The sequence below is a fragment of the Ornithinimicrobium cerasi genome (assembly GCF_003702705.1).
Classification (GTDB): domain Bacteria; phylum Actinomycetota; class Actinomycetes; order Actinomycetales; family Dermatophilaceae; genus Ornithinicoccus; species Ornithinicoccus cerasi.
The window spans coordinates 101,630-123,035 of the sequence record NZ_QZMN01000003.1 but is presented as its reverse complement, the minus strand read 5'-3'; the positions used below and the strand labels follow the sequence as shown (position 1 = coordinate 123,035).

Here is a 21,406-nt window from a genome sequence, read left to right as displayed (position 1 = left end):
GGTCAGGCCGTGAGGCGCACCGTCCGCAGGTCGGGGATCGCGGCATACCGCTCGGGGGTGCAGGTGAGCAGGATGACCTGCACCTCACCGGCCCGGCCCGCCGCGGAGCCGAGGACCTCGCCCATCCTGCGAAGGCGCTGCGGGTCGGAGTAGCCGAGCGCGTCGTCGATGACCACCGGACAGCCGTGCTCAGGGTCGACGAGCCGGGCCACCGCCAGCCTGGCCAGGATCCCCAGCTGCTCCTTGGCCCCGCCGGACAGCTCGGCGTAGGGCACCGTCACGCCGTCGAGGGTGCGGGCGGACAGGCTCAGGTCCTCGTCGACCGTCACGCCGAACGTCGATCCGTAGACGGAGCGACCGAGCTCCTCCACCGCCCTGGTGTACGGCTGGACGTACAGCCGGTGGGCCGCCTCCCGGTGCTCGGTGAGGGTGGTCCGGAGGTGCCGCGCCGCACGGGCGCGCCGGTCGATGGCCTGCAGCTCGCGCTCGGCGTCGTCGAGAACGGCGACCGCCAGGTCGTAGAGCTCCTGCCGCCCCTCCCCCGCCGCCATCTCCACCTGGCCGTTGAGGGCGTTGAGCTCGGCGAGCGCGGTCTCCCTGGTCCTGACGGCCACCTCCGCCCGGGCGCGCGACCGGCTCAGGGTGGTGAGCACCTCGTCGACGTCCGCGGCCGCCACCGCCAGCGCCGCGGCACGCACGGCCTCCCCCGCGGCGAGGGACCGCTCCTCGTGCGCGGTCAGCCGCTCGCGGAGCTCCGCGTCGGACGCCTCGCCCCGCGTCGCCGCGAGCTGGGCCTGCAGCGTGCCCAGGCGTGCCGAGTCAGCCTCGATCCGTCCCTCGGCCTGGTCCAGCCGTCGGGTGAGCGCGGTCACCGCCTCCCGACTCGTCGCGAACACTGATCCGGTCCTGCGCTGCTCCGCCCGGGCCGCCCTCAGCACCACGGCGGCAGACTCGACGACGGCCCGTGCCTCGCTCTCGTCCGTCGGCAGGGGACCCTCGGCGCTGCGCGCGTCGGCATGCTGGCGGACCTGCCGACGCACCTGTTCGACCCTCTCCTGCAGGACTGCCGGCAGCACACCGCTCGCGGCCTGCGCCGCCAGCGCCGAGCCGAAGGGTCGGAGCACGGCCTCGGCGTCGCGCACGGCGTCCCGGAGCGCGCCGTGCGCGGACTCGGTGTCGTCCGCGAGGGCGTCGACCTCCTCGACGCTGCCCGCACCCAGCTCCTCCAGCTCGCGCTGGAGCTGGTCGCGCAGCGTCTCGATCTGGGAGACCCGCCCCAGGGCCTCCTCGGGCAGGAGCACCCGGATCCGCACCCCGCCGGGGACCTCCACCGTGGTGTCGTGACTGACGCCGATGCGCCCTGCGGTGCCGGCCACCACCACCACCGGGTCGGAACCGTCGGCGACGCGGACGTGCACGTCCGCGCCCAGGGACTCCACCGCGAGGGCCGGCGTCGTGGCCGTGTGCTGGGTGACCAGGACGTCGTGGCGGTCCTGGAGCCGTCGGACGCGTCGCGCGACGTCACGGGGGACCGGCTGTGCGGGCAGCTGCTGCCGGGCGTGACGGACCTCCTCGACGAGCTGGCCGGCCCGGCGCAGCAGGGACTCGCTCTCGGCGAGCTGCCGGACGTCCGCCAGGTGGCCGGCATCGGCGCGCGCGAGCTCCTCGACGGCCTCGGCGTCCTCGACGGCCCTGGCCGCGCGTGCGGCGTCCTCCTCCGCGGCCAGCAGGGCGGCCCGCAGCTGGTCGGCCTGCTCCGTGTCCGCCGACCGCGACCGCCGCGCGACCTCGAGGGAGGACGTCAGGGTCCTCTCGTCACTGACGAGCCGCTCGCGCTGCGCCAGCGCGCGGACCGCGCCGGCACGCAGCTCCTGCGCCTGGGCCAGCGCCTCGAGCGCAGCCTCGTGCCTGGCGGTGACCTCCCGGACCGCCACGGCCGCCCGCTCGGCCAGCGCGAGCTCACGGCGGGCCTCGTCGAGCTCCGCCTGCCGGCGGGCGACCCACCCGCGTGCACGCCTCTGCCGCAGCAGCAGCTCGCTGCCCTCCTCGACCCGGCGATGGGCCTCGGCCACGTCGTCCTGGGCCTGGGTCTGCCTGGCCATGGCAGCGCGGTAGTCGCCCGTCGGTCGGCCCGTTGCCGTGAAGTAGAGCCTGTACTCGGCATCCACCCGCTCGAGGATGGCCTCGGAGCCCTCGGCGTGCTGACGCGCACCCGCGGCGGCGTCCAGGGCAGCGGTCAGGACCGTGCTGGACACGAGGGGCGCCACCGAGCCGTCCCCCGCCTGGGCGTAGCGGAGCGCGTCGAAGAGGGTGCGGTCGAGGTGGGTGTCCAGGAGCGCGTCGACGTGCTGCTGCGCCCGGTCGCCGGTCAGCTGCTGCGGACGAGCACCGAGGACGTGCAGGGTGGTGGACGGCTGGCGCAACCATCGCTTGGCGTAGCGCACCCGGGTGCCGCCCACCGTGAACTCCGCCTCCACCTCCGGCGCCTCGTCGCGGTCGACGGGCTGCAGGGCCCGGACGTCGGCGGCGCGGGAGCTGGACTTGTAGGCCAGCAGCGCGTCGAAGGCCTCGAGCAGGGTCGTCTTGCCGATCTCGTTGGGACCCTCCAGGACGACGACCCCGGAATCGGGCAGCTCCACGGTCCGTGCACGGACCCCCTTGACGTTGCGCAGGGTCAGCCGGTGCAGCCTCACCGCGACCCGCCCCTGGCCAGCCGGTACAGCAGGGTGAGCGCGTCCTGCGCGCTCACCGCGTCGTCGGGTTCACCCGGGGTGAACGCGACGCCACGCACGGCGGCCCCGTCCGGGCCCCCGGGCCGCCCCTCGAGCTCGACCTCCTCCGTGGTCCCCGCCGCGGGGGCGGACCTGTCGCCGGGCACGCCACCCGCCATCGCGCGGATGTCCTCGACCGCGGTGGCGAGGAACCCGCCCAGGCCCAGGTCGACGATGTCGTCGTCGCCGGCGAGGACGACGTCGTTGTGCCGCGTCGGCCGGTCGAGCGCGCCGAGGAGGTCCTCGTGCCGACCGAGCAGCTCCTCCAGACGCGCGTGCTGGGCCAGGCCGAGGGTGCCGCGCAGGCCCAGCCGCACCACGGTCCGGTCCTTGTCGGGCAGCGCGCCCAGCTCGGAGTCGAGAGCGTCGAGGTCGGACTCGGAGTCCACACGGCGGTCGAGGGCCAGGAACGACCACGTCGCGACGCGGTGCGGAGTGACCCGCACCTGGGTGCGCGCCTCCGCCTCCGGAGACGTGTCGACCTCGACGACGAGCACGTCACCCGGTCGTTCCTCGCGCCACGCCGTCGGCTCCGGCGCCCCCGCGTACCAGATGGCGGGGTCACCCACCTCGGTGCGCGAGTGGCGGTCGCCCAGCGCCACGTAGTGCAGGCGCCCCGCCGAGAGCGCCTCGCGCAGGGGTGCGACGGGGATGGCAGCGCGGTGGCGCCCGTCGGCGTCGAGGAGGTCGGTCGGGCCGTGGGCGGCCAGGACCCGCACCGTGCCCGCCGGGGGGACGTCGATGTCGGCGAGGACGGGAGCCACGAGGTCGGACTGCGGGTGCTTCCCGTGCCAGGGCACAGCCACCAGCTCGACCCCCGGCGCGACCGCATGGACCCCGGGCCGGTCGAGCACGTGGACGTGGTCGGGCAGCTCCTCGGCCATCAGCGGGGTCGACCACACGGACATGGGGCCCAGGTGGTCGTGGTTGCCGGGGAGCAGGTAGACGGGGACCTCGACTGTCCTCAGCGCCTCGAGCGTGCGACGCACGGTCTGCGGGGTGAGCTGGTCGTGCTCGAAGACGTCGCCGCACACGAGCACGAACGCGCAGTCCTGCTGGCGCGCGAGCCGACCGATGCGGTGCACGACGTCGACCCGGGCGGCGGAGAACCGTGCCTGGGCCTCGGCCGTGAGGTAGCGCCGCGTCATCCCGATCTGCCAGTCCGCCGTGTGCAGGAACCGCACCATCGCTCCCCTCCTTCCGCCTCGTCGGGAACCTCCCGCGTTCTCACGCACCACCGTAGGAGAGTGCACCGACAGACCAGGGACGTCGCGCAGCCGTGTCGGTCACACGGCGGCATCGCTCAGGAGAGGAGGCGCAGGGTGAGCACCGCCGCGGCGACCCCCAGCACCAGCGTGACCAGCAGGTATGCCGCCGCCCTCACCGCGTCGCGCCGTCCCAGCTCCCACGTCTGCACCGCGAGGGTGCTCCAGGTGGTCATCGCCCCGCAGAGCCCGGTCCCGAGCAGCAGCACCGCCGTCGTCGGGAGCCGGTCGGCCCCCGCCACCAGCGCACCGAGGGCCGCCGAGCCGAGCACGTTGACGAGCAGCACGCCGCGGAAGGGTCCCAGGGGCGGCATGGAGAGCAGGTGGCGCAGCACCGCGCCGAGCGCGCCGCCCACAGCGACGACGAGCAGGGCCGCGCCCCACGGCAGACCCGTCACCGGCGTCCGTCCACCCGCAGCGCCACCCCGCCCGCGACCACCGCACCGAGGACGCACAGCACCGGCGTCGTCACGAGGTAGAGGAGCGCCAGGCGGGGGTCGGTGCCGTCCAGGACGGCGACCTGCACGGCGTAGGCGGAGAAGGTGGTGAAGCCGCCGAGCAGGCCCGTCCCCACTCCGGGTCGCAGCCAGCGCGGGTGCGCGTGGCGGTCGTCGTGCACGACCAGGACCGCGAGCGCAGCGCTGCCCAGCACGTTGGCGAGCAGCGTCGCCCAGGGCCATGCGTCCGTGGGCAGCGCCAGCTCGAGCACCCAGCGCAGCACGGCACCCGCCGCGCCCCCCAGCCCGACGGCGAGGAGGGTCCGCGGGCGGCTGGCGTGCCACCGGTGCGCGGGCGCTGTGGACGAGGGCACGGGCGCGAGCGTATCTCCGCCGTACACTTGGTGGATGACGTCTGCCAGTACCGACTCACCACCTGACAGTCCCGAGCCGGGCAGTGCCCGGCTCCCCCGAGGTGCTGGGGGCACCTCGTGCTGATCACCACCGGGGTCGTGGTCATCGTCCTCCTGACGATCATGACCGGTTACTTCGTGGCGCAGGAGTTCGCCTACGTCAGCGTCGATCGCGGGCGGCTGCGCCAGCTCGCCGACCAGGGTGACGCCCCCGCGAGGCGCGCCCTGAAGATCACCTCCCGCCTCTCGTTCACGCTGTCGGGCGCCCAGTTCGGGATCACCGTCACCGCCCTGCTGGTCGGTTACCTCGGCGAGGAGCTCCTCGTCCGCGGGCTGACCGAGGAGTACGGCGACAGCGGCTGGCTCGCGCGGGCCGCCCTGATCTCGCTGTTCTCGATCGGCACCCTCGTCTTCTCCACCGTGCTGCAGATGGTCATCGGCGAGCTGGGGCCGAAGAACTGGGCGATCGCCCAGCCCGTCCCGCTCTCGCGCGCGCTCTCCCGCACGACGCTGGTCTACCTCACGATCTTCGGACCCGTCATCCGGCTCTTCGACATGGCCTCCAACGCCCTGCTGCGCTCCGTCGGCATCGAGCCGGTCGAGGAGCTGCCGCACGGTGCGACACCGGAGGAGCTGACCCGCATCATCGCCGAGTCGCACAGTGGGGGGACGCTGGACGAGGAGCTGTCGATGCTGCTCGAGCGGGGCCTGGCCTTCCGCGACCGGGTCGCGGAGGAGGTCATGACGCCCCGGACCTCCGTGCACACCATCCAGGCGGACGAGACCGCGGCCAGCGTGCTCGAGGCGATGCACACCGGTCACGCCCGCTTCCCGGTCATCGGCCGCGACATCGACGACATCGTGGGCGTCATCGGCCTGCACGACCTCCTGCAGGTCGAGGCGACGGAACGCCCGACGACCCTGGTGCGGGACCTCACCGCGGACGCCCTGATCGTGCCCGAGTCCCTCCCGCTGCCCAAGGTGCTGGAGGCGCTGCGGACCCGGCACCAGCAGCTCGCCGTCGTCGTGGACGAGTACGGCGGATTCGCCGGGATCGTCACCTTCGAGGACGTCGCCGAGGAGGTCGTCGGTGAGATCTGGGACGAGGACGACCACGAGGAGTCCACGAGCCGGGCCCGCGGCGACGGCATCTGGGACCTCTCCGCCCGGTTGCGCATCGACGAGGCAGCGCAGGTGACGGGGATCGAGCTGCCCGAGCACGAGAACTACGACACCCTCTCCGGCCTCGTCCTCGACCGTCTGGGCCGCACGGCCGAGGAGGGCGACAGCGTCCTCGTGCGCTGGACCAGCCGCAGCGGCGAGGGCGACGAGTACGTCCACCAGACCCGCCTCGACGTGCTGACCACCCAGCGCTTCGTCCCCGACACGGTCGCGGTCCACCCGGTGGTCACCCGGCCCGCCGACGAGTGGGCCCAGCTCAGCGAGGAGGAGCGTGAAATGCTCTCCAGCGACGTCATGCTGGTCATCCCCTCGGTCGAGCGCGAGAAGGAGGTGGCCCGGTGAGCACGACCACCGCCCTCCTGGTCAGCCTGGTGCTGCTGATCGCCAACGGGTTCTTCGTCGGCGCCGAGTTCGCGATCGTCGCCGCCAAGCGTCACCGCCTCGAGGAGCGCGCCGAGGCGGGCAGCCGCGCCGCCCGGGCCGCCGTCGACGCCTCCCGCGAGCTGTCGCTGATGCTGGCCGGCGCCCAGCTGGGCATCACCCTGTGCACCCTGGCCCTCGGCGCCCTGGCCAAGCCGGCCGTCGCCTACCTCGTCGAGCCGCTGTTCGGCGCGCTGGGCGTCCCGGACGTGATGGTGCACGCCGTCGCGGTGGCCTTCGCGGTCTCGCTCGTCGTCTTCCTGCACATGGTGGTCGGGGAGATGGCGCCGAAGTCGTGGGCGATCTCCCACCCCGAGAGCTCGGCGATGCTCCTCGCCCTGCCCTTCCGGGCCTTCACCTGGGTGGTGCGCCCGGTCCTCTGGCTCATGAACGAGCTGGCGAACCTGCTCCTGCGCCTGGTCAGGGTCGACCCCGTGGACGCCCTGGGCAGCGCCCAGACGCCGGCCGACCTGCAGCTGCTGCTGGCGCAGTCGCACGAGCACGGGGTGCTCGAGGACGCGGACCACCAGATCCTCACCGGCGCCCTGCGGCTGGAGGCCGAGACGGTCTCCTCGGTGATGTTCCTGCCCACCGCCGCGGTGACCATCCCCCGCACCGCCACCGCGCTCGAGGTCGAGCAGGTGAGCCGGGAGAGCGGGCGGTCCCGGCTGTTCGTCGTCGAGCCGAGCGGACGCTCGGGTCAGCGCCGGATCCGCGGCATCGTGCACGTGCGGGACGCCATCCTGGCCAGCGCCGACGGGGCGGGAGACCGCCGCGGCGTCTCCGAGTTCCTCCAGCCGGTGGCCTCTCTGCAGGCGACGATGCCGCTCATCGACGCGGTCTCGAGCCTGCGTCAGCAGCGGGCCCAGCTGGCCCTGGTGAGGGACGACCAGGGACGCGTCGTCGGCATGACGTCGATGGAGGACATCCTGGAGCAGATCCTGGGCGAGTTCGACGACGAGTCGGACGAGGCGATGGCAGAGGCGGCCAACGGCTGAGCCTCCCGGCCTGCGTCCGCAGGACGGCCGGGCACCGGCGACCCACGGCCGTCCGCGCGCCCGCACACCGGACCACGAGGGGCCCCGCACCGCAGCAGCGGTGGGGGCCCCTCGTCGTGGACGGGGGTCTGCGGGTCAGCCGGCCCGGCCGTAACCCGAGACGCCGCTGAACACGGCCCGCAGCTGGCTGGGGATGCCTGGCTTGCCGGAGTCGTACATCATGCCGTTGCCGGCGTAGATCCCGACGTGGTAGGCCGGGTAGCCGTAGAAGATCAGGTCGCCCGGCTGCGGGTTGCTCACCGGGGTGGCGTAGGCCTGCTGCTGGGCCGCCGTGCGCGGCAGCTCGATGCCGAGCGCCTCCCGGAACACCCACTGGGTGTAACCGGAGCAGTCGAACCCGGACGGCGTGGCGCCGCCGTAGACGTAGTAGATGCCGGTGTAGGCGGCGGCGACCGAGAGAACCCCGCCGGTGGGTGCGGGCGCGGCGGCCGGGGCCGGTGCGGGAGCGGGAGCGGGAGCAGGCGCCGGCGCGGGAGCGGGGGCCGGTGCCGGTGCGGGGGCCGGGGCGGCCTGGGCGGCGGGCGCGGCCGGGGTGGTCGCCGCGGCGGGGGCCTCCCCGCGCACCTGGGTGCGGCTGGCGGCCGCCGGCTCGCGGTTCTCGACCGCGGCCTCGAACTGCTCGACCTGACGGGCGGCGCCGGTGAAGCCGGTGGTGCCGAAGGCGACGGCCGCGTCGACCGTCGCCGGGGCCTTGGCGGCCACGGCAGGACGCTCGGCGGCGACGACGTTCTCGACGACCTCGAGCAGGGCCTGGGAGCCGTTGGCGAGGCCAGGTGCCGACTCGTTCGGGGCCGGCGTCGCGCTCGCGACGGCGGAGGCGCCGGCGATGAGGCCGGTCGAGGTCGCGGCGACGGCTGCGGTGCGGGTCAGGGCTGCGCCGGCCGTGCTGATGCGTCCCGGCGCACGGTGCCGGGCAGAGTGGCGATGGGTCACGTGTCCTCCAAGGGTGCCTGCGGGGTCAGCTGTCGGGCTGGGATGGAGAACCCCCGGTCCGGTGGGCGCCGGCCGTTAGCCCCGAGGAGCATCGCTGCTCCGGGTTTTGGGTCCCCCGCACCTGTCTGCGGTAGGTCGGTCACGTCCCCGGGCGCGCAGACAGGACTCGGCGTGACGCGCTGGGGTCTCCTCCAGGGGAGAGGAGCACTCGCTACCGTACACACCGGGCGCCGCCCGCGTCATACCCGCTCCGGCAGCTGTGGACAACTCGAACCGGCACCCCTCCTGCCGCGGTCGCCCCACCTGCGGCGATGCGCGCCTCTTGACCGAACTCCCAGGGTGGCCGTGACCCATCTCACACGTGCGGCGGAATGTCCTCAGCCCTCGCCGGGCACTGCGCAGAAGATGTGAGCCGCCACGTCCGCCGGGAGCGAGACGGCCTCACCGTCGACCGACTCGACGATCGTCCGTTCGCGCTCGCCCCACACCCGCACCCGCGCCCCCGGCCGGACACCCGAGTCCAGGAGCAGACCCAGTACCTCCGGATCCACCTGCACCGGCTCACCCAGCCGCGTCACCGTCGCCTCGACCGGCTCCTCCCCCACGGCGAGCTCGCTGCTGGGGCGCCCCGAGGCGGGGGGTGCCGCGGCGTGCCCCAGCTCCTCCAGGCCGGGCACCGGGTTGCCGTAGGGCGAGGTGGTCGGGTCGGCGAGCAGACCGAGGATGCGCGTCTCCACCTGCTCGCTCATGACGTGCTCCCAGCGGCAGGCCTCCTCGTGGACGTAGGCCGGGTCCAGCCCGATGACGTCGGTGAGCAGGCGCTCGGCGAGGCGGTGCTTGCGCATGACGCGCACGGCGGCGAGGCGTCCGGCGTCGGTGAGCAGCAGGTGGCGGTCGGGCGCCAGCCCGAGCAGCCCGTCCCGCTCCATCCTGGCCACGGTCTGGGAGACCGTCGGCCCGGACTGGGCCAGCCGCTCCGCGATCCGCGCACGCATCGGGACGACCCCGTCCTCCTCGAGCTCGAGGATGGTCTTGAGGTACATCTCGGTGGTGTCGATCAGCTCGCTCACGAGCCTCATCCTACGAGGCGGTCCCGCTCCCGCCGCCGTCGCCGGACGACGGCTACGGCGCGAGACGCACCCGTCGCCAGGCCGCCGGGTCGTCCATCCCCCCGGCACCGACGCGCTCCCAGACGATCCGGTCGTGCAGCCGCGAACGCCGCCCGGCCCACAGCTCGACGCGGTCGACGACGATGCGGTAGCCGCCCCAGTCCGCGGGCACCGGGACGTCGTCCGGGCTGCCGGTGTCCGGGAAGCGCTCCGCGCACTCCTGGTATGCCCTCTCCAGGCTCTCCCGGTCGCTCACCGGGTGCGACTGGGCGGAGGCGTGCGCGCCGATGCGCGAGGCCCAGGGCCGGCTCACGAAGTAGGCGCGGACCTCCTCGGCGGCCAGCGGCTCCGCCAGCCCACGGAAACGGACCGCCCGGTGCAGCCCGGCCCAGGTCAGGGTCGCGGCCACCGCGGGGTTGTCGCGCAGCTGACGCCCCTTGGCGGAGTCGGTGTTGGTGTAGAACGCCGGCCCCCGCTCGTCGAGGCCGCGCATCAGCACCGTCCGCACGTCGGGCAGCCCGTCGGCGTCGACCGTCGCGACCGCGAAGGCGGTCGGCTCGGGCACGTCACCGTGCTCGGCGTGGCGCGAGACGGCGGTCGCGACCCACTCCCGCACGATCTCCAGGGGTGCGGCGGGGCAGCGTTCCTCGGCGAGCCCGTCGCCGGCGTAGTCGACCCGCAGGTGCTCCATCCTCATCGCCTCGGTCGGCGGGGCAGGTGGACGGTGCGCCGCAGCTCCCCCGGGCTCACCCGCCGCGCCGGGTCGGCGTTGAGCAGCAGCGAGTCGTAGGGGACCGTGGTGTGCGGATGGGTCCCCACGGGCTCGTTGCGCGAGAACACGACCCAGTAGGCCTGGCCGCCGTGGAACACCTGCTGGACGGCGCCGTCGACGACGGACTCGGCGTGCGCGAGCGCCTGCTTGCGTGCGGTGCCCCGCTCGCGCTGGGTGGACACGAACTTCTGGGCGGGGTCGCGCTGCCGCAGGACCTGCTCGACCACCTGCGGCCCGTACTTCTGGGCGAGGGTGTAGACGATCGGGCCGTACTTCAGCGCCAGCTTGGCGAGGTTGGGGGATGCCACGGGTTCTCCTGGTCGGGGGGTCTGCTGCACCACGCTAGGCGATGCGAGGGGTCAACGTCCGACGGCGTAGCCCTGCATCCCCCGGGGGTTGGCGCCGGCGGACACGATGCCGGTGCGCGGGTCGCGGGCGACCGCGCACATCCGGCCGAGGGACCAGGGGCCTTCCTCGACGACCCGGTGGCCACGACGGCGCAGCTTCTCGGTGACCGCCGGGTCGAGGCGCGACTCGACGACGACGACGCCGGGCTCGGTCGCGCGGGGGTGGAAGCTGCCGGGGAAGCTCGTGGTGTGCAGCTGCGGCGCGTCGATGGCCTCCTGCAGGGACAGCCCGCCGACGAGGTGGCGCAGGAGGAAGACGCTCTGCCACTGGTCCTGCTGGTCACCGCCGGGGCTGCCGCAGGCGAGGACGGGTATGCCGTCGCGCAGCACGAGCGTGGGCGTGAGGGTGGTCCGCGGTCGCCGTCCGGGGACGAGCGAGCTGGGCAGGCCCTGCTCGAGCCACGCCATCTGCAGACGGCTCCCGAGCGCCAGGCCCACCTCGGGGATGAACGGCGAGGACTGCAGCCAGCCGCCGCTCGGCGTGGCGGACACGAGCATGCCCCAGCGGTCGACGACGTCGACGTGGCAGGTGTCGCCGCGGGTCTCCCCGTCGGCAGCCACCTGGGGGTCGGCGGGCGGGGCGGGCCGTGCGCCGGGGGACGCCGACTCGCGCTGCACGGTCGGCTCTCCGACGCTCGCGTCGACGTCCGGGGCGCCCTCGACGAGCCGGGCCTGGGCGGCGATCCGGGGCGGGCGGCCGCCCGGGGACCCGGGGCGCAGCTCCAGGCTGGCGTCCGGGCCGATGAGCGAGGCGCGCTGCGCGGCATACCCGGGGTCGAGAAGGTCCCCGAGGGGGACGTCGGCACTGTCGCCGAGCCAGGCCTCGCGGTCCGCCATCGCCAGCTTCCACGCCTCGACGAGGGTGTGCACCCCGTCCGCGGTGTCGAGGTCGGTGGCGCCCGCGGCGTCGACCATCTGCAGGACCTGCAGCAGCGCCGGGCCCTGCCCCCAGGGCCCGGTCTTGGCGATCGTGTGCCCGTGCCAGTCGAGGGTGACCGCGTCCTCCCACGTCGCCTCGAAGCCGGCCATGTCCTGGGCGGTGAGGACGCCAGGGAGCACCTGCCCGCCGGAGTGCCGGGACGGCTGCCGCACGAACGCGTCCACGGCCTCGGCGACGAACCCCTGCGACCAGGCGCGGCGCACGGCCTCGAGGCCCTGCTCCCGACTCCCCCCGGCCGCGTCCTCCTCGGCCAGGAGCCGCTCGAGGGTGTCCGCCCACGCGATGTTGGTGACCAGGCTCCCGGGGGTCGGGACCACCCCTCCGGGCAGCCACTGGTCGGCCGAGGTGGGCCACGACTCGGTGAAGAGGTCACGGACCGTCTCGATCGTCCGGCAGACGCGCTCGAGGACGGGGTGGCCGTGGCGGGCGTAGTGCAGGGCCGGCTCGGCGACGGTGCGTGCGCTCATCGTGCCGCGGTCGCGCAGCAGCACCATCCACGCGTCGAAGGCGCCGGGGACGGCCGTCGCGAGCGGTCCGGAGCCGGGCACGCGGTCCAGGCCGACGGAGGCGAAGTGCTCGGGCGTGGCGCCGGCCGGGGCGGGGCCCTGGCCGCAGAGCACCCGGGGCGTCGGGTCGTCGGCGGAGGCGACGATCAGCGGCAGGTCACCACCCGGTCCGTTGAGGTGCGGCTCGACGACCTGCAGCACGAGGCCGGCGGCGACGGCGCCGTCGGCGGCGTTCCCGCCCAGCTCGAGCATCCGCATGGCCGACTGGGAGGCCAGCCAGTGCGTGGTGGACACCATGCCGACGGTTCCGGTCAGGGTGGGACGGGTCGTGAACGACATACGGGCTCTCTTCAGCGGAGGGCGCCGCCGACGGCGGCGAGGAGGGGGACGAGGATCAGCGCGGCGAGCGCGAGGAGCACGACGACGCGGCGGGTGTGGGCGTTCAGGTCAGGTCACCTTCTCGGGCAGGGGTTCGGTGAGTGCGAGACCGCGCTCGAGGGCGAGCGGGCGCGCCCAGCTGGCGCGCAGGCGCAGCCGGATGTTGTCGGAGCGCATGACGTAGACGGTCGCGACCACCGCGGTCAGCCCGCACGCGAGGGTGGCGATGAGGATGGTCCAGCGGGCGCCGAAGGTCTCCCCGACCCAGCCGATGAACGGCGACCCCAACGGGGTGCCGCCGAAGAAGACGGCCATGTAGAGGGCCATCACCCGGCCCCGGACCGCCTGGTCGACGGAGAGCTGGACCATGGCGTTGGCGCTGACCATGACCGTCAGGGCGGTGAGGCCGGTGGGCACGAGGAGCACCGTGTAGAGGGTGAACGTGGGGGCCAGCGCCAGGAACAGGGTGAAGAAGGAGAACAGCGCGAGCGAGCCGAGCAGCAGGCGCCACCGCGGCCGGTCGCGACGGGCGGCGAGCAGCGCGCCGGCCAGGGAGCCGATCGCCATGACCGAGCCGGTGACGCCATACTCCGTGACGCCCTTGCCGTAGACCTCGGTGGCCATGAGGGCGTTGGTGATCTGGAAGTTCATGCCGAAGGTGCCGTGCATGAAGGCGATGACCATGATGAGGATCAGGTCCGGTCTGCGACGGACGTAGGCGATGCCCTCGCGCACCCGGGCGCGGCCCTTGCCGGTGCGGTCGGGACCGGGAGCGAGCGCGCTCACGTCGAGGAGGAGCAGGGCGACGATGACCGCCACGAACGTGAGGGCGTTGATGACCAGCGTGGGCCCCGTGCCGAACGCGGCGATGAGGAGACCGGCGGTGGCGGGGCCGATGAGGCGGCCGGAGTGGAAGGACGCGCTGTTGAGGCCGACCGCGTTGGTGAGCTTCTCGGGCGGGACCATCTCGGAGACGAAGGACTGGCGCGCGGGGGCGTCGAAGGCGGAGGCGGCGCCGGAGAGGAAGGCGAGGAGGTACATGTGCCACAGCTCCATCGAGCCGGTCAGCACCCAGATGCCCATGACGAGGGCGAGGATCGCCATCGTCGCCTGGCTGACGAGCATCACCTTGCGCTTGGGGAGCGCGTCGCTGAGCGCGCCGGCGACCGGCGTGAGCAGGAGGATCGGGAGGAACTGCAGCCCGGTGACGATGCCCAGGGCCGAGGCGGAGTTGTCCGTGAGCTCGGTCAGGACCACCCAGTCCTGGGCGACCCGGCCCATCCAGGTGCCGGTGTTGGAGACGATGGCCCCGGTGGCGTAGATGCGGTAGTTGCGCACCGAGAGAGCGCTGAACATCGCGCTCACAGGTCGACCACCGACTCCAGGATCGCGGTCGCCCGGCGGAGCACGTCGCGCTCCTCGGCGCTGAGCCCCTCGAGCCGCTCGGTCATCCACGCGTCGCGCCGGGCCCGCTCGGTCCGGACGACCTCGCGGCCGGCGTCGGTGAGGGAGAGGCGGACCAGGCGGCCGTCGTGCTCGTCGGAGTGCCGCTCGACGAGGCCTGGCTCGACGAGCTGGGCGACGGCGCGGCTCATGCTCGGGGCGCTGACCTTCTCGATGCAGGCGAGCTCCCCGACCGTGCGCGGCTCCTCGGCGAGGCGCGCGAGCACGCTGAACAGGTGCGGCGCCACGGTGTTGTCGGCGTCGAAACGCACCCGCCGCGCCACCCGCATGCAGGAGATGCGGACGGCGTGGGCGAGGGAGGCGATGTCGTCGGGGTCGGAGGCGGGCACGGATGGTGAGTTTATCTCATTAGCCAACGCAACGACCTGTCGAAGCGGCGGACCGGGGGCGCGGACCTGGGGCCCGGCCCTGATGACTGTGCGCGGCTGTCGTGTCACCGGCAACACCAGGGCGACGACTGTGGCACGACAGCCGCGCACAGTCATGGACGGCGCTACCGTGAGCCTCGTGAGCCACGCCTCGAGCCCCGACGACGGCAGGACCCCCGCAGACCCCGCCTCCGACGCCGCGCAGATCGTCCCTCCCGCCGTTCCGCTGCGCACGATCACCCTGGTGCGGTGGGGCACCCTGGCGTGGGCGCTCGTCCTGCTCGTCCTGGCCCTGGTCCCCGCGTGGCGCAGCGGTGAGCGGGACTGGTGGTTCTGGGTGCCGGTCGCCGGCATCGCCCTCGGGGTGGTCGGCTACGTCTACCTCCGTCGGGGGCGCGGCAACGCCGCCACGGCCTGACGTCGCCCCCGAGGCCGCACCCGCTCGGCACTTCCACCGCCTGAGCCCCGTCCGTCCCGGAGCCCGTCAGCGGTCGACGAACTCGATCTCGCTCTCGTCGTCGAGCACCGGCGGGTCGATGCGCTCGGGCTCGCGCCGCTCCACGTCGACCTCGCTGTGCGCGCCGCAGCCGAACCGCAGGGACACCACCGACCCGTCGGCGGGCGACCACTCGTTGGCGCAGACCCCGAAGACCGAGCGCAGCGCGCCCGCCATCGGCAGGAAGAAGCCGCAGGTCCCGCAGGGTCTCGGGGCCTTGCGGGCCACCTCGCTCTCCGGACCGTGCTCACCCTCCTGCCAACGGGTCGCCGCCGCCTCGCGGCCCTCCGCCGACAGCACGCGCTCGCGTCCCAGACCCAGCTCCCAGATCGCGACCTGGTCGACGTCCTCCTCACCGGTCGCCTCCCAGCCGGCCTCGAGCCGAGGGTCCTCCTCGACGTAGGGCGTCAGGTCACCGGCGCCGATGTCGCCCGGGGCGAGCCGCTCGGCATACGGGACCCACTCGGGGGACAGGAGCGCGCCCTCGGACGGGAGCAGGTGCACCTCGCTGATCGTCGCCTTGCGCGCGCGGGGGACGCGCGAGAGGGTCACCGCCCAGTGCCACCCGGGGTATGCCGTCGCGGTGCAGCCGAACGAGTGCGTCGCCACCCGGTCGCCCTCCATGACGACGCCGAGGTGCTCGCCCACCGTGCCCGGCTCGGCGATCTCCTCCGCGGCGGCCCTCGCCACCTCCACGGCGGAGGTGAGGACGACGTCGGGCCTGGTCGCAGCCACGGTCAGGTGCCCGCCTCGAACTGGTCGGCGACCGCACGCAGCGCCTTGGCCATCGCGGAGCCGTGGGTGCGGTCGGGGTAGTGACCCCGGCGGAGGGAGTTGGACGTCTGGTCGAGCAGGGTGATGAGGTCCTCGATGACGGGCACCATCTCCTCGGCCGGCTTGCGGTCACGCAGCGTCAGCCCGCGGGTCACCGTCGGCGCCGGCTCGAGCAGCCGCACGTGCAGCGCCTGGTCGCCCCGCTTGCCGGCCACGATGTCGAACTCCACACGGGCGCCGCGCTTGAGCACCTCGACACCCTCGGGCAGCGCGGAGCGGGGGACGAAGACATCCTGTCCCTCGTCGCTGGACAGGAAGCCGAAGCCCTTGTCCTCGTCGTAGAACCTGACCTTGCCGGTGGGCACGGGGCACCTCTTGAGATGGTCGGGGGTGGATCGGGGTCTCCCGAGGATATCGCCCGGCGGCGGGCGCGCCTAACGCGTTCCTGACGGGTATGCCGCTCAGGCGGCGAGCGTCATCGGCCCGTCGTCCGCGCGGGCCCCGGAGGACCCGTCGCGGACCCCCGCGGCGACGAGCGCGGCATACCTGCCCCCGAGCTCGAGGAGATCCTCGTGGGTCCCCTGCTCGACGACCCTGCCCCCGTCGAGCACGACGACCAGGTCGGCGTCTCGCACCGTGGAGAGCCGGTGGGCGATCATCACGACCGTCCGACCCCGGCCCACCCGGGCCAGGGCGGTCTGGACGGCGGCCTCGGTGCGGGTGTCGAGCGCGCTCGTCGCCTCGTCCAGGACGAGCACCTGCGGGTCGCGCAGCAGCGTGCGGGCCAGCGCCAGGCGCTGCTGCTCCCCGCCGGAGAACCGGTGGCCGCGGGCGCCGACCACGGTGTCGTAGCCCTGCGGCAGCGAGGCGATGAGCTCGTGGACCTGCGCGTCGCGCGCGGCCTGCTCGAGCTGCTCGTCGGTGGCGTCGGGGTTGGCGAACCGCAGGTTCTCGCGGACGGTCGCGTGCAGGAGGTAGGTCTCCTGGGAGACCACGCCCATCACGGCGGCGCGCTCGGCGGAGGGCAGGTCGCGCAGGTCGACGCCGTCGAGGGTCACGCGACCGCTCGTCGGGTCGTCGAGGCGGGTGAGCAGGGACGCGAGGGTGCTCTTGCCCGACCCGGTCCGGCCGACCAGCGCGACGGTGGCGCCGGCGGGGATGACGAGGTCGACGTCGGTGAGCGCCGCGTGCGCGTCGTCGGCGTCCGCGTCGTAGGTGTAGCTGACGCCCTCGAGCCGCAGCTCGCCGCGGGCGGTGGCCGGGTCGAGGTGGCGGGCCCGGTCGGGGGTCGGCTCGGCGACGTCGAGCGGGAGGTCGAGGTACTCGAAGATGCGGCTGAACAGCGCCATCGAGGCCGTCACCTGCACGCCGAGCGACAGCAGCCCCATCACCGGCCGGAAGATCCCGGCCTGCAGCGCGGTGAAGGCGACGAGCGTCCCGATCGAGATCCCGGCGCCGGTCACGGGCAGGCCGGCGACGAGGTAGAGCGCGGCCGGGACCACGGCGAAGACGATGCCCATCGTGGCGGTGCGCCACCGCCCGGCGATCTGGGCGGCGACCTCGAGGTCCAGCAGCCCGGAGCTCGACCCGGCGAAGCGCTGGGCGAGCTGCTCCCCCGCCCCGAGCGTCTTGCTCAGCCGGGCGCCGCTGACGGACAGCGACTCCTCCACCTGGCCGTGCAGCGAGGCGAGCGCCTTCTGCCGCTTGTCGGTCGCGTCGCGCCGCAGCCGGGCGACCGAGCGCGTGACGAGAACGGCGGGCGGGATGACCACGAGCGAGAGCACCGCCAGGGTCGGGCTCAGCGCGAGCATCGCGACGAGGGTGCCGACCACGGTGGCGACGTTGCCCGCCAGCGAGGTGGCGGTCGAGGTGACGACCCCCTGGAGCCCCGAGACGTCGTGCGTGAGCCGTGACTGCACCTCGCCCGAGCGCGTGCGGGTGAAGAAGCTCAGCGGCTGGCGCTGCACGTGGGTGAACAGGTCGGTCCGCAGCCGGTGCATGATCCGCTGCCCGACCGTCGTGCTGATCCAGGTCTGGACGACGCCGAGCACGGCGGTGACGACGGCCACCCCGACCATCACGCCGACGAGGATCAGGAGCAGCCGCACGTCCTGCTCGGGGATCGCGACGTCCACGATCTCCTTGACGAGGAAGGGGCTGGCCAGCCCGAGCGCCGAGCTGGTGACGATGAGGGTGAGCACCACGGCGACCGGCCAGCGGTGCGGGGCGAAGAGGGCCAGGACGCGTCGGCCGCTGACCGGGTGGGCCCGGAGCTGGGCCTGGTCGCGGGGGTCGCGGCGGGAACCGGAGCCGGGACCGCGGTCGCCGCGTCCGCCGCGGTCGCCCAGCCCGTGCCCGGAGGCGAGGGAAGAGAAGTCGTTCATGCGCTTCTCCTTTCGTCGGTGGAGCCGGTCGTCGTGGCCGGCGAGGGAAGTCGGTGCACCCTGGTCAACTACGGAGGCTACCTCTTTATTTCCTCGCCTCGCTATGCTCGGGGTATGACGTCCTCGTCACCTCCCCCCGACGCCACCGAGGTGGACCTGCTCCTGCGCCTCGCCCGCCGCTGGCGGTCGCTGGGCCTGCAGGAGGCGGCCGGGCACGCGCTCTCGCCGCACCAGGAGCGGGCGCTGCTGGCGCTCGCCCGGCTGTCCCGTCGGATGGCCGAGGATGCCGACGACGACGGCGGCGGGGTCCGCGTCTCCCACCTCGCCGACCACCTCGGCATCGCCCCCCGCTCGGCCACCGAGGTCGCCGACGCCCTCGAGGCAGCGGGGCTGCTGTCCCGCTCCCCCGACCCGACCGACCGCCGGGCGGTGCTGCTCGCGCTCACGCCGGAGGGACGGCATACCGTCGGGCGCGTCCGCGACCGCAGGCGCGCCGCGGCGGACGCAGCCGTCTCCGCGCTCTCCCCCGCCGACCGCGCCGAGCTGCGCCGCCTGCTGCAGGAGCTGCTCGAGGCCTGACAGCACCGACCTGTCCGTCCCGAGCCGCCGGACCGTCCGTGCGGACTGGTCGGACCATCCACGCCGACCCGCCGGTCGCGACCGGGCGGGCGCACGAGAGCGGGGCACCCTCCCGTCCTGGAGGGTGCCCCGCCGTGCTCGAGCCGGGTCCCGGTGCCGGCCGCCGTCCCGGAGCGGCCGGCCGACGGGACGGTCTGGGCTCAGGCCCGAGCGTCCTCGGCGAGTGGTTCGTAGGAGGCAGACTCCTCGCCGAAGCTGTAGGCGGACTCGCTGTGCTCGGACAGGTCCACGCCGCGGGCCTCGTCCTCCGGGCTGACCCGGAAGCCGATGGTCTTGTGGATGGCCATCCCGATGACGAACGTCATCACGCCGGTGAAGACCAGGGTGAACAGCGTGGCCACGACCTGCGCCACGAGCTGGCCGAGTCCGCCGCCGTAGAGGAGGCCGCCGCCCTCGCCGTCCACCGGCAGGGCCAGGAAGCCGATCGCGACGGTGCCGACGACGCCGGCGACCAGGTGCACGCCGACCACGTCGAGCGCGTCGTCGTAGCCGAACCGGTACTTCAGGCCGACCGCGAGGGCCGAGCCGACACCGGCGAGGACACCGATGACCAGGGCACCCAGCGGGGACACGCTGGCGCAGGCCGGGGTGATGGCGACGAGACCCGCGACGACACCGGACGCGGCACCGATCGAGGTGGGACGGCCGTCGCGCAGCCGCTCCACGGCCAGCCAGGCCAGCATCGCGGCGGCCGGGGCGGCGAGGGTGTTGACCCAGATCAGGCCGGCCTCCTCGGCCGTGCCCGCGGCCCCGCCGTTGAACCCGAACCAGCCGAACCACAGCATCGCGGCGCCGATCATCACGAGCGGGACGTTGTGCGGCTTGTGGTAGCCCTTGGTCTTCCCGAAGTCGGTGCGGGAGCCGATGATGTAGACGAGGACGAGGGCCGCGAGGCCGGCGTTGATGTGGACGACCGTGCCGCCGGCGAAGTCGATGGCCTCGCCGAAGGTCCGCCCGATGGCGCCGTCGGCCGAGAGCAGCCCGCCGCCCCAGACCATGAAGGCCAGCGGGCAGTAGACGAGCGTCACCCAGATGGTGACGAAGAGCGACCACGAGCCGAAGCGCGTGCGGTCCGCGACCGCGCCCGAGATGAGGGCGACGGTGATGATGGCGAACGTGGCGCCGTACCCGATGCCGATGAGGTCCTCGGTGCCGACGTGCGAGGCCAGGCCCAGGTCCGCGAGGGGGTTGCCGACGAGCCCGCCGAGGATCCCGGGCGCCGAGGTCATCCCGTAGCCCCAGAGGACCCAGACGACACCGACGATGCCGACCGCGACGAAGCTCATCATGATCATGTTGAGAGCGGCCTTGGCACGGGCCATGCCGCCGTAGAAGAACGCCAGGCCGGGTGTCATCAGCAGCACGAGCGCCGCCGAGACCATGACCCAGACGTGACCAGACGTGAGTTCCATCTGTCTGCCTCCTTGTTGTGAGTGGGACGGCCTCCCCGCGTCACGTCGTCGGGGGCGGGGGGCCGCTGTCCGCCCAGTCAAGGGCAGGCATGTTTCGGGAGCGCGCGTGCTCGTGTTACGTCTTGGTTGCCCGTGTTTCGGGGAGGTAAAACCTCAGTCGCGGAGGCGGGCCGCGGCCCGGGACAGACGGTCGCGCCACCAGGTCTCGCGCTCCGCGCCGGTCCGGTATGCCGCGAGGCGGGCGGGGTCGACCGCGTCCCGGGCCGCGTCGGCCCGGTCCACCGTCAGCCGCCCGGCCCGCGGCAGCAGGGGGTCCGCCACGACGTCGGCGGCGAGGAGGGCGGCGGTGCCCAGACCGCAGTCGTGCTCAAGGGTCGGGAGGGCCGCCGCGAGGCGGACCCCGGCGGCGAGGCACACGGAGGTGTCGAGCGCGGAGGAGACGACGGCCGGCAGGCCGCAGGCCTCGACGACCTCCAGGGCCCGGGCCACGCCGCCCAGCGGTGCGACCTTGACCACGACGAGGTCCGCCGCGTTCTCCCGGGCCACCCGCAGCGGGTCCTCGGCCCGGCGGATCGACTCGTCGGCGGCCACGGGGACGTCGACCCCGGCGCGGGCGAGGGCGACGCGCAGGGCCCCGAGCTCCTCGACCGAGGCGCAGGGCTGCTCGGCGTACTCCAGGTCCGAGCGGTCCAGGGCGGTCAAGGCGGTGACCGCCTCGGTCACCGTCCAGGCGCCGTTGGCGTCGACGCGGACCCGCGCGCCGGGCCCCATGAGCCGCCGGACCTCGACGACGCGGGCGACGTCGTCGGCGAGCGACTGCCCGGGTTCGGCGACCTTGACCTTGGCGGTGCGGCACCCGTCGAAGCGCGCCAGCACCCCCTCCACCTGAGCGGCCGCCACGGCAGGCACGGTGGCGTTGACGCCGACGTCCGGGCGGACGGGCGGAGGGACGTCCCCCCACCCGAGCTCCACGGCGGCGGCCAGCCAGCGGGCGGCGTCGGCGTCGGCGTACTCGGGGAACGGCGCCCACTCGGCCCACCCCGCAGGGCCGCGGAGGAGGACCACCTCCCGCTCGGTGACACCGCGGAAGCGCACGCGCATCGGCAGCGTGACGACGTGCGCGGCGTCGAGCAGCTCGTCGGGGGTGGGGATCGCCGGCATGGCCCGAGGGTATGCCGCCCCGTGCACCGGTCGCGGGGGCGGCCGCGGGCCCGGGGCTGGGGGGGTGGTCGTGGGGGTCGCGGACCGCTGCTGTCCGCGACGACGTCCCGGCCGGGT

The 21,406-nt window shown here is 74.1% G+C and carries 20 protein-coding genes; 4 read left to right on the top strand and 16 right to left on the bottom strand.

From position 1 onward, the window contains the following. Window positions 1-2: 2 nt before the first annotated feature. From D4B81_RS04220 to D4B81_RS04205, 4 genes are all read right to left on the bottom strand, one after another. Window positions 3-2,693 (bottom strand): AAA family ATPase, encoded by a 2,691-nt coding sequence (locus tag D4B81_RS04220; protein WP_122261236.1) that lies wholly within the window; start codon window positions 2,691-2,693, stop codon window positions 3-5. After that, entirely contained in the window at window positions 2,690-3,958 is a 1,269-nt protein-coding gene (locus D4B81_RS04215; RefSeq protein WP_122261235.1) for a metallophosphoesterase, read from the bottom strand. Before D4B81_RS04215 ends, D4B81_RS04220 begins: the two co-directional genes overlap by 4 nt. Window positions 3,959-4,074: 116 nt before the next feature. Continuing rightward, window positions 4,075-4,434 carry a fluoride efflux transporter FluC gene (locus D4B81_RS04210; RefSeq protein ID WP_202613561.1) on the bottom strand — a complete coding sequence of 120 codons (360 nt, stop codon included), beginning with the start codon at window positions 4,432-4,434 and terminating at the stop codon, window positions 4,075-4,077. Then, entirely contained in the window at window positions 4,431-4,847 is a 417-nt protein-coding gene (locus tag D4B81_RS04205) for a FluC/FEX family fluoride channel (RefSeq protein ID WP_122261234.1), read from the bottom strand. Before D4B81_RS04205 ends, D4B81_RS04210 begins: the two co-directional genes overlap by 4 nt. A gap of 117 nt (window positions 4,848-4,964) precedes the next feature. On the opposite strand from D4B81_RS04205, the gene D4B81_RS04200 reads away from it, so the two are divergent. Beyond that, the gene (locus tag D4B81_RS04200; RefSeq protein ID WP_122261233.1) at window positions 4,965-6,410 is read left to right on the top strand and encodes a hemolysin family protein; all 1,446 of its coding nucleotides are present in this window, start codon (window positions 4,965-4,967) and stop codon (window positions 6,408-6,410) included. Further along, on the top strand, window positions 6,407-7,486 hold the full coding sequence (locus tag D4B81_RS04195) for a hemolysin family protein (RefSeq protein WP_122261232.1): 1,080 nt from the start codon (window positions 6,407-6,409) through the stop codon (window positions 7,484-7,486). Before D4B81_RS04200 ends, D4B81_RS04195 begins: the two co-directional genes overlap by 4 nt. Window positions 7,487-7,621: 135 nt before the next feature. Here D4B81_RS04195 and D4B81_RS04190 read toward each other — a convergent pair whose 3' ends face one another. The 7 genes from D4B81_RS04190 to D4B81_RS04160 form a co-directional block, all read right to left on the bottom strand. Then, a complete protein-coding gene (locus tag D4B81_RS04190; RefSeq protein ID WP_237565809.1) occupies window positions 7,622-8,479 on the bottom strand; it encodes a C40 family peptidase in 858 nt (285 codons plus the stop codon). 377 nt (window positions 8,480-8,856) lie between these two features. Beyond that, entirely contained in the window at window positions 8,857-9,549 is a 693-nt protein-coding gene (locus D4B81_RS04185) for an iron-dependent transcriptional repressor DtxR (RefSeq protein ID WP_097188512.1), read from the bottom strand. A 52-nt stretch (window positions 9,550-9,601) separates the two neighbouring features. Next, window positions 9,602-10,279 carry a pyridoxamine 5'-phosphate oxidase gene (gene pdxH, locus D4B81_RS04180; protein WP_237565808.1) on the bottom strand — a complete coding sequence of 226 codons (678 nt, stop codon included), beginning with the start codon at window positions 10,277-10,279 and terminating at the stop codon, window positions 9,602-9,604. 2 nt (window positions 10,280-10,281) lie between these two features. Next, window positions 10,282-10,668: a hypothetical protein gene (locus D4B81_RS04175; RefSeq protein ID WP_122261230.1), complete on the bottom strand. Its 387-nt coding sequence runs from the start codon at window positions 10,666-10,668 to the stop codon at window positions 10,282-10,284. Between the two features lie 51 nt (window positions 10,669-10,719). Continuing rightward, window positions 10,720-12,552: a gamma-glutamyltransferase family protein gene (locus tag D4B81_RS04170; protein ID WP_122261229.1), complete on the bottom strand. Its 1,833-nt coding sequence runs from the start codon at window positions 12,550-12,552 to the stop codon at window positions 10,720-10,722. A gap of 108 nt (window positions 12,553-12,660) precedes the next feature. Then, on the bottom strand, window positions 12,661-13,947 hold the full coding sequence (locus D4B81_RS04165) for an MFS transporter (RefSeq protein WP_122261422.1): 1,287 nt from the start codon (window positions 13,945-13,947) through the stop codon (window positions 12,661-12,663). A gap of 5 nt (window positions 13,948-13,952) precedes the next feature. Then, window positions 13,953-14,384 carry a MarR family winged helix-turn-helix transcriptional regulator gene (locus D4B81_RS04160; RefSeq protein ID WP_097188508.1) on the bottom strand — a complete coding sequence of 144 codons (432 nt, stop codon included), beginning with the start codon at window positions 14,382-14,384 and terminating at the stop codon, window positions 13,953-13,955. A gap of 178 nt (window positions 14,385-14,562) precedes the next feature. Between D4B81_RS04160 and D4B81_RS04155 the strand changes: the two genes are divergently transcribed. After that, window positions 14,563-14,841: a DUF2530 domain-containing protein gene (locus D4B81_RS04155; RefSeq protein WP_237565806.1), complete on the top strand. Its 279-nt coding sequence runs from the start codon at window positions 14,563-14,565 to the stop codon at window positions 14,839-14,841. Between the two features lie 66 nt (window positions 14,842-14,907). On the opposite strand, the gene D4B81_RS04150 is transcribed toward D4B81_RS04155, so the two are convergent. The 3 genes from D4B81_RS04150 to D4B81_RS04140 form a co-directional block, all read right to left on the bottom strand. Beyond that, the gene (locus tag D4B81_RS04150; RefSeq protein ID WP_122261228.1) at window positions 14,908-15,654 is read right to left on the bottom strand and encodes a DUF3027 domain-containing protein; all 747 of its coding nucleotides are present in this window, start codon (window positions 15,652-15,654) and stop codon (window positions 14,908-14,910) included. 2 nt (window positions 15,655-15,656) lie between these two features. Continuing rightward, a complete protein-coding gene (locus tag D4B81_RS04145; protein ID WP_097188505.1) occupies window positions 15,657-16,058 on the bottom strand; it encodes a cold-shock protein in 402 nt (133 codons plus the stop codon). Between the two features lie 96 nt (window positions 16,059-16,154). After that, window positions 16,155-18,077 (bottom strand): ABC transporter ATP-binding protein, encoded by a 1,923-nt coding sequence (locus D4B81_RS04140; protein ID WP_122261227.1) that lies wholly within the window; start codon window positions 18,075-18,077, stop codon window positions 16,155-16,157. Between the two features lie 114 nt (window positions 18,078-18,191). Between D4B81_RS04140 and D4B81_RS04135 the strand changes: the two genes are divergently transcribed. Next, window positions 18,192-18,656 (top strand): MarR family winged helix-turn-helix transcriptional regulator, encoded by a 465-nt coding sequence (locus D4B81_RS04135; RefSeq protein WP_122261226.1) that lies wholly within the window; start codon window positions 18,192-18,194, stop codon window positions 18,654-18,656. Window positions 18,657-18,856: 200 nt separating this feature from the next. Here D4B81_RS04135 and D4B81_RS04130 read toward each other — a convergent pair whose 3' ends face one another. Together D4B81_RS04130 and D4B81_RS04125 are read right to left on the bottom strand one after the other, a co-directional pair. Then, window positions 18,857-20,128 carry an ammonium transporter gene (locus D4B81_RS04130; RefSeq protein WP_122261225.1) on the bottom strand — a complete coding sequence of 424 codons (1,272 nt, stop codon included), beginning with the start codon at window positions 20,126-20,128 and terminating at the stop codon, window positions 18,857-18,859. Between the two features lie 153 nt (window positions 20,129-20,281). After that, a complete protein-coding gene (locus D4B81_RS04125; protein ID WP_122261224.1) occupies window positions 20,282-21,289 on the bottom strand; it encodes an o-succinylbenzoate synthase in 1,008 nt (335 codons plus the stop codon). Window positions 21,290-21,406: the final 117 nt, after the last annotated feature.

Coding starts and splice junctions, on each gene's coding strand:
- D4B81_RS04170 (WP_122261229.1), bottom strand. CDS start 12,552: ATGTCGTTCACGACCCGTCCCACCCTGACCGGAACCGTCGGCATGGTG.
- D4B81_RS04125 (WP_122261224.1), bottom strand. CDS start 21,289: ATGCCGGCGATCCCCACCCCCGACGAGCTGCTCGACGCCGCGCACGTC.
- D4B81_RS04130 (WP_122261225.1), bottom strand. CDS start 20,128: ATGGAACTCACGTCTGGTCACGTCTGGGTCATGGTCTCGGCGGCGCTC.
- D4B81_RS04135 (WP_122261226.1), top strand. CDS start 18,192: ATGACGTCCTCGTCACCTCCCCCCGACGCCACCGAGGTGGACCTGCTC.
- D4B81_RS04215 (WP_122261235.1), bottom strand. CDS start 3,958: ATGGTGCGGTTCCTGCACACGGCGGACTGGCAGATCGGGATGACGCGG.
- D4B81_RS04140 (WP_122261227.1), bottom strand. CDS start 18,077: ATGAACGACTTCTCTTCCCTCGCCTCCGGGCACGGGCTGGGCGACCGC.
- D4B81_RS04165 (WP_122261422.1), bottom strand. CDS start 13,947: ATGTTCAGCGCTCTCTCGGTGCGCAACTACCGCATCTACGCCACCGGG.
- pdxH (WP_237565808.1), bottom strand. CDS start 10,279: ATGGAGCACCTGCGGGTCGACTACGCCGGCGACGGGCTCGCCGAGGAA.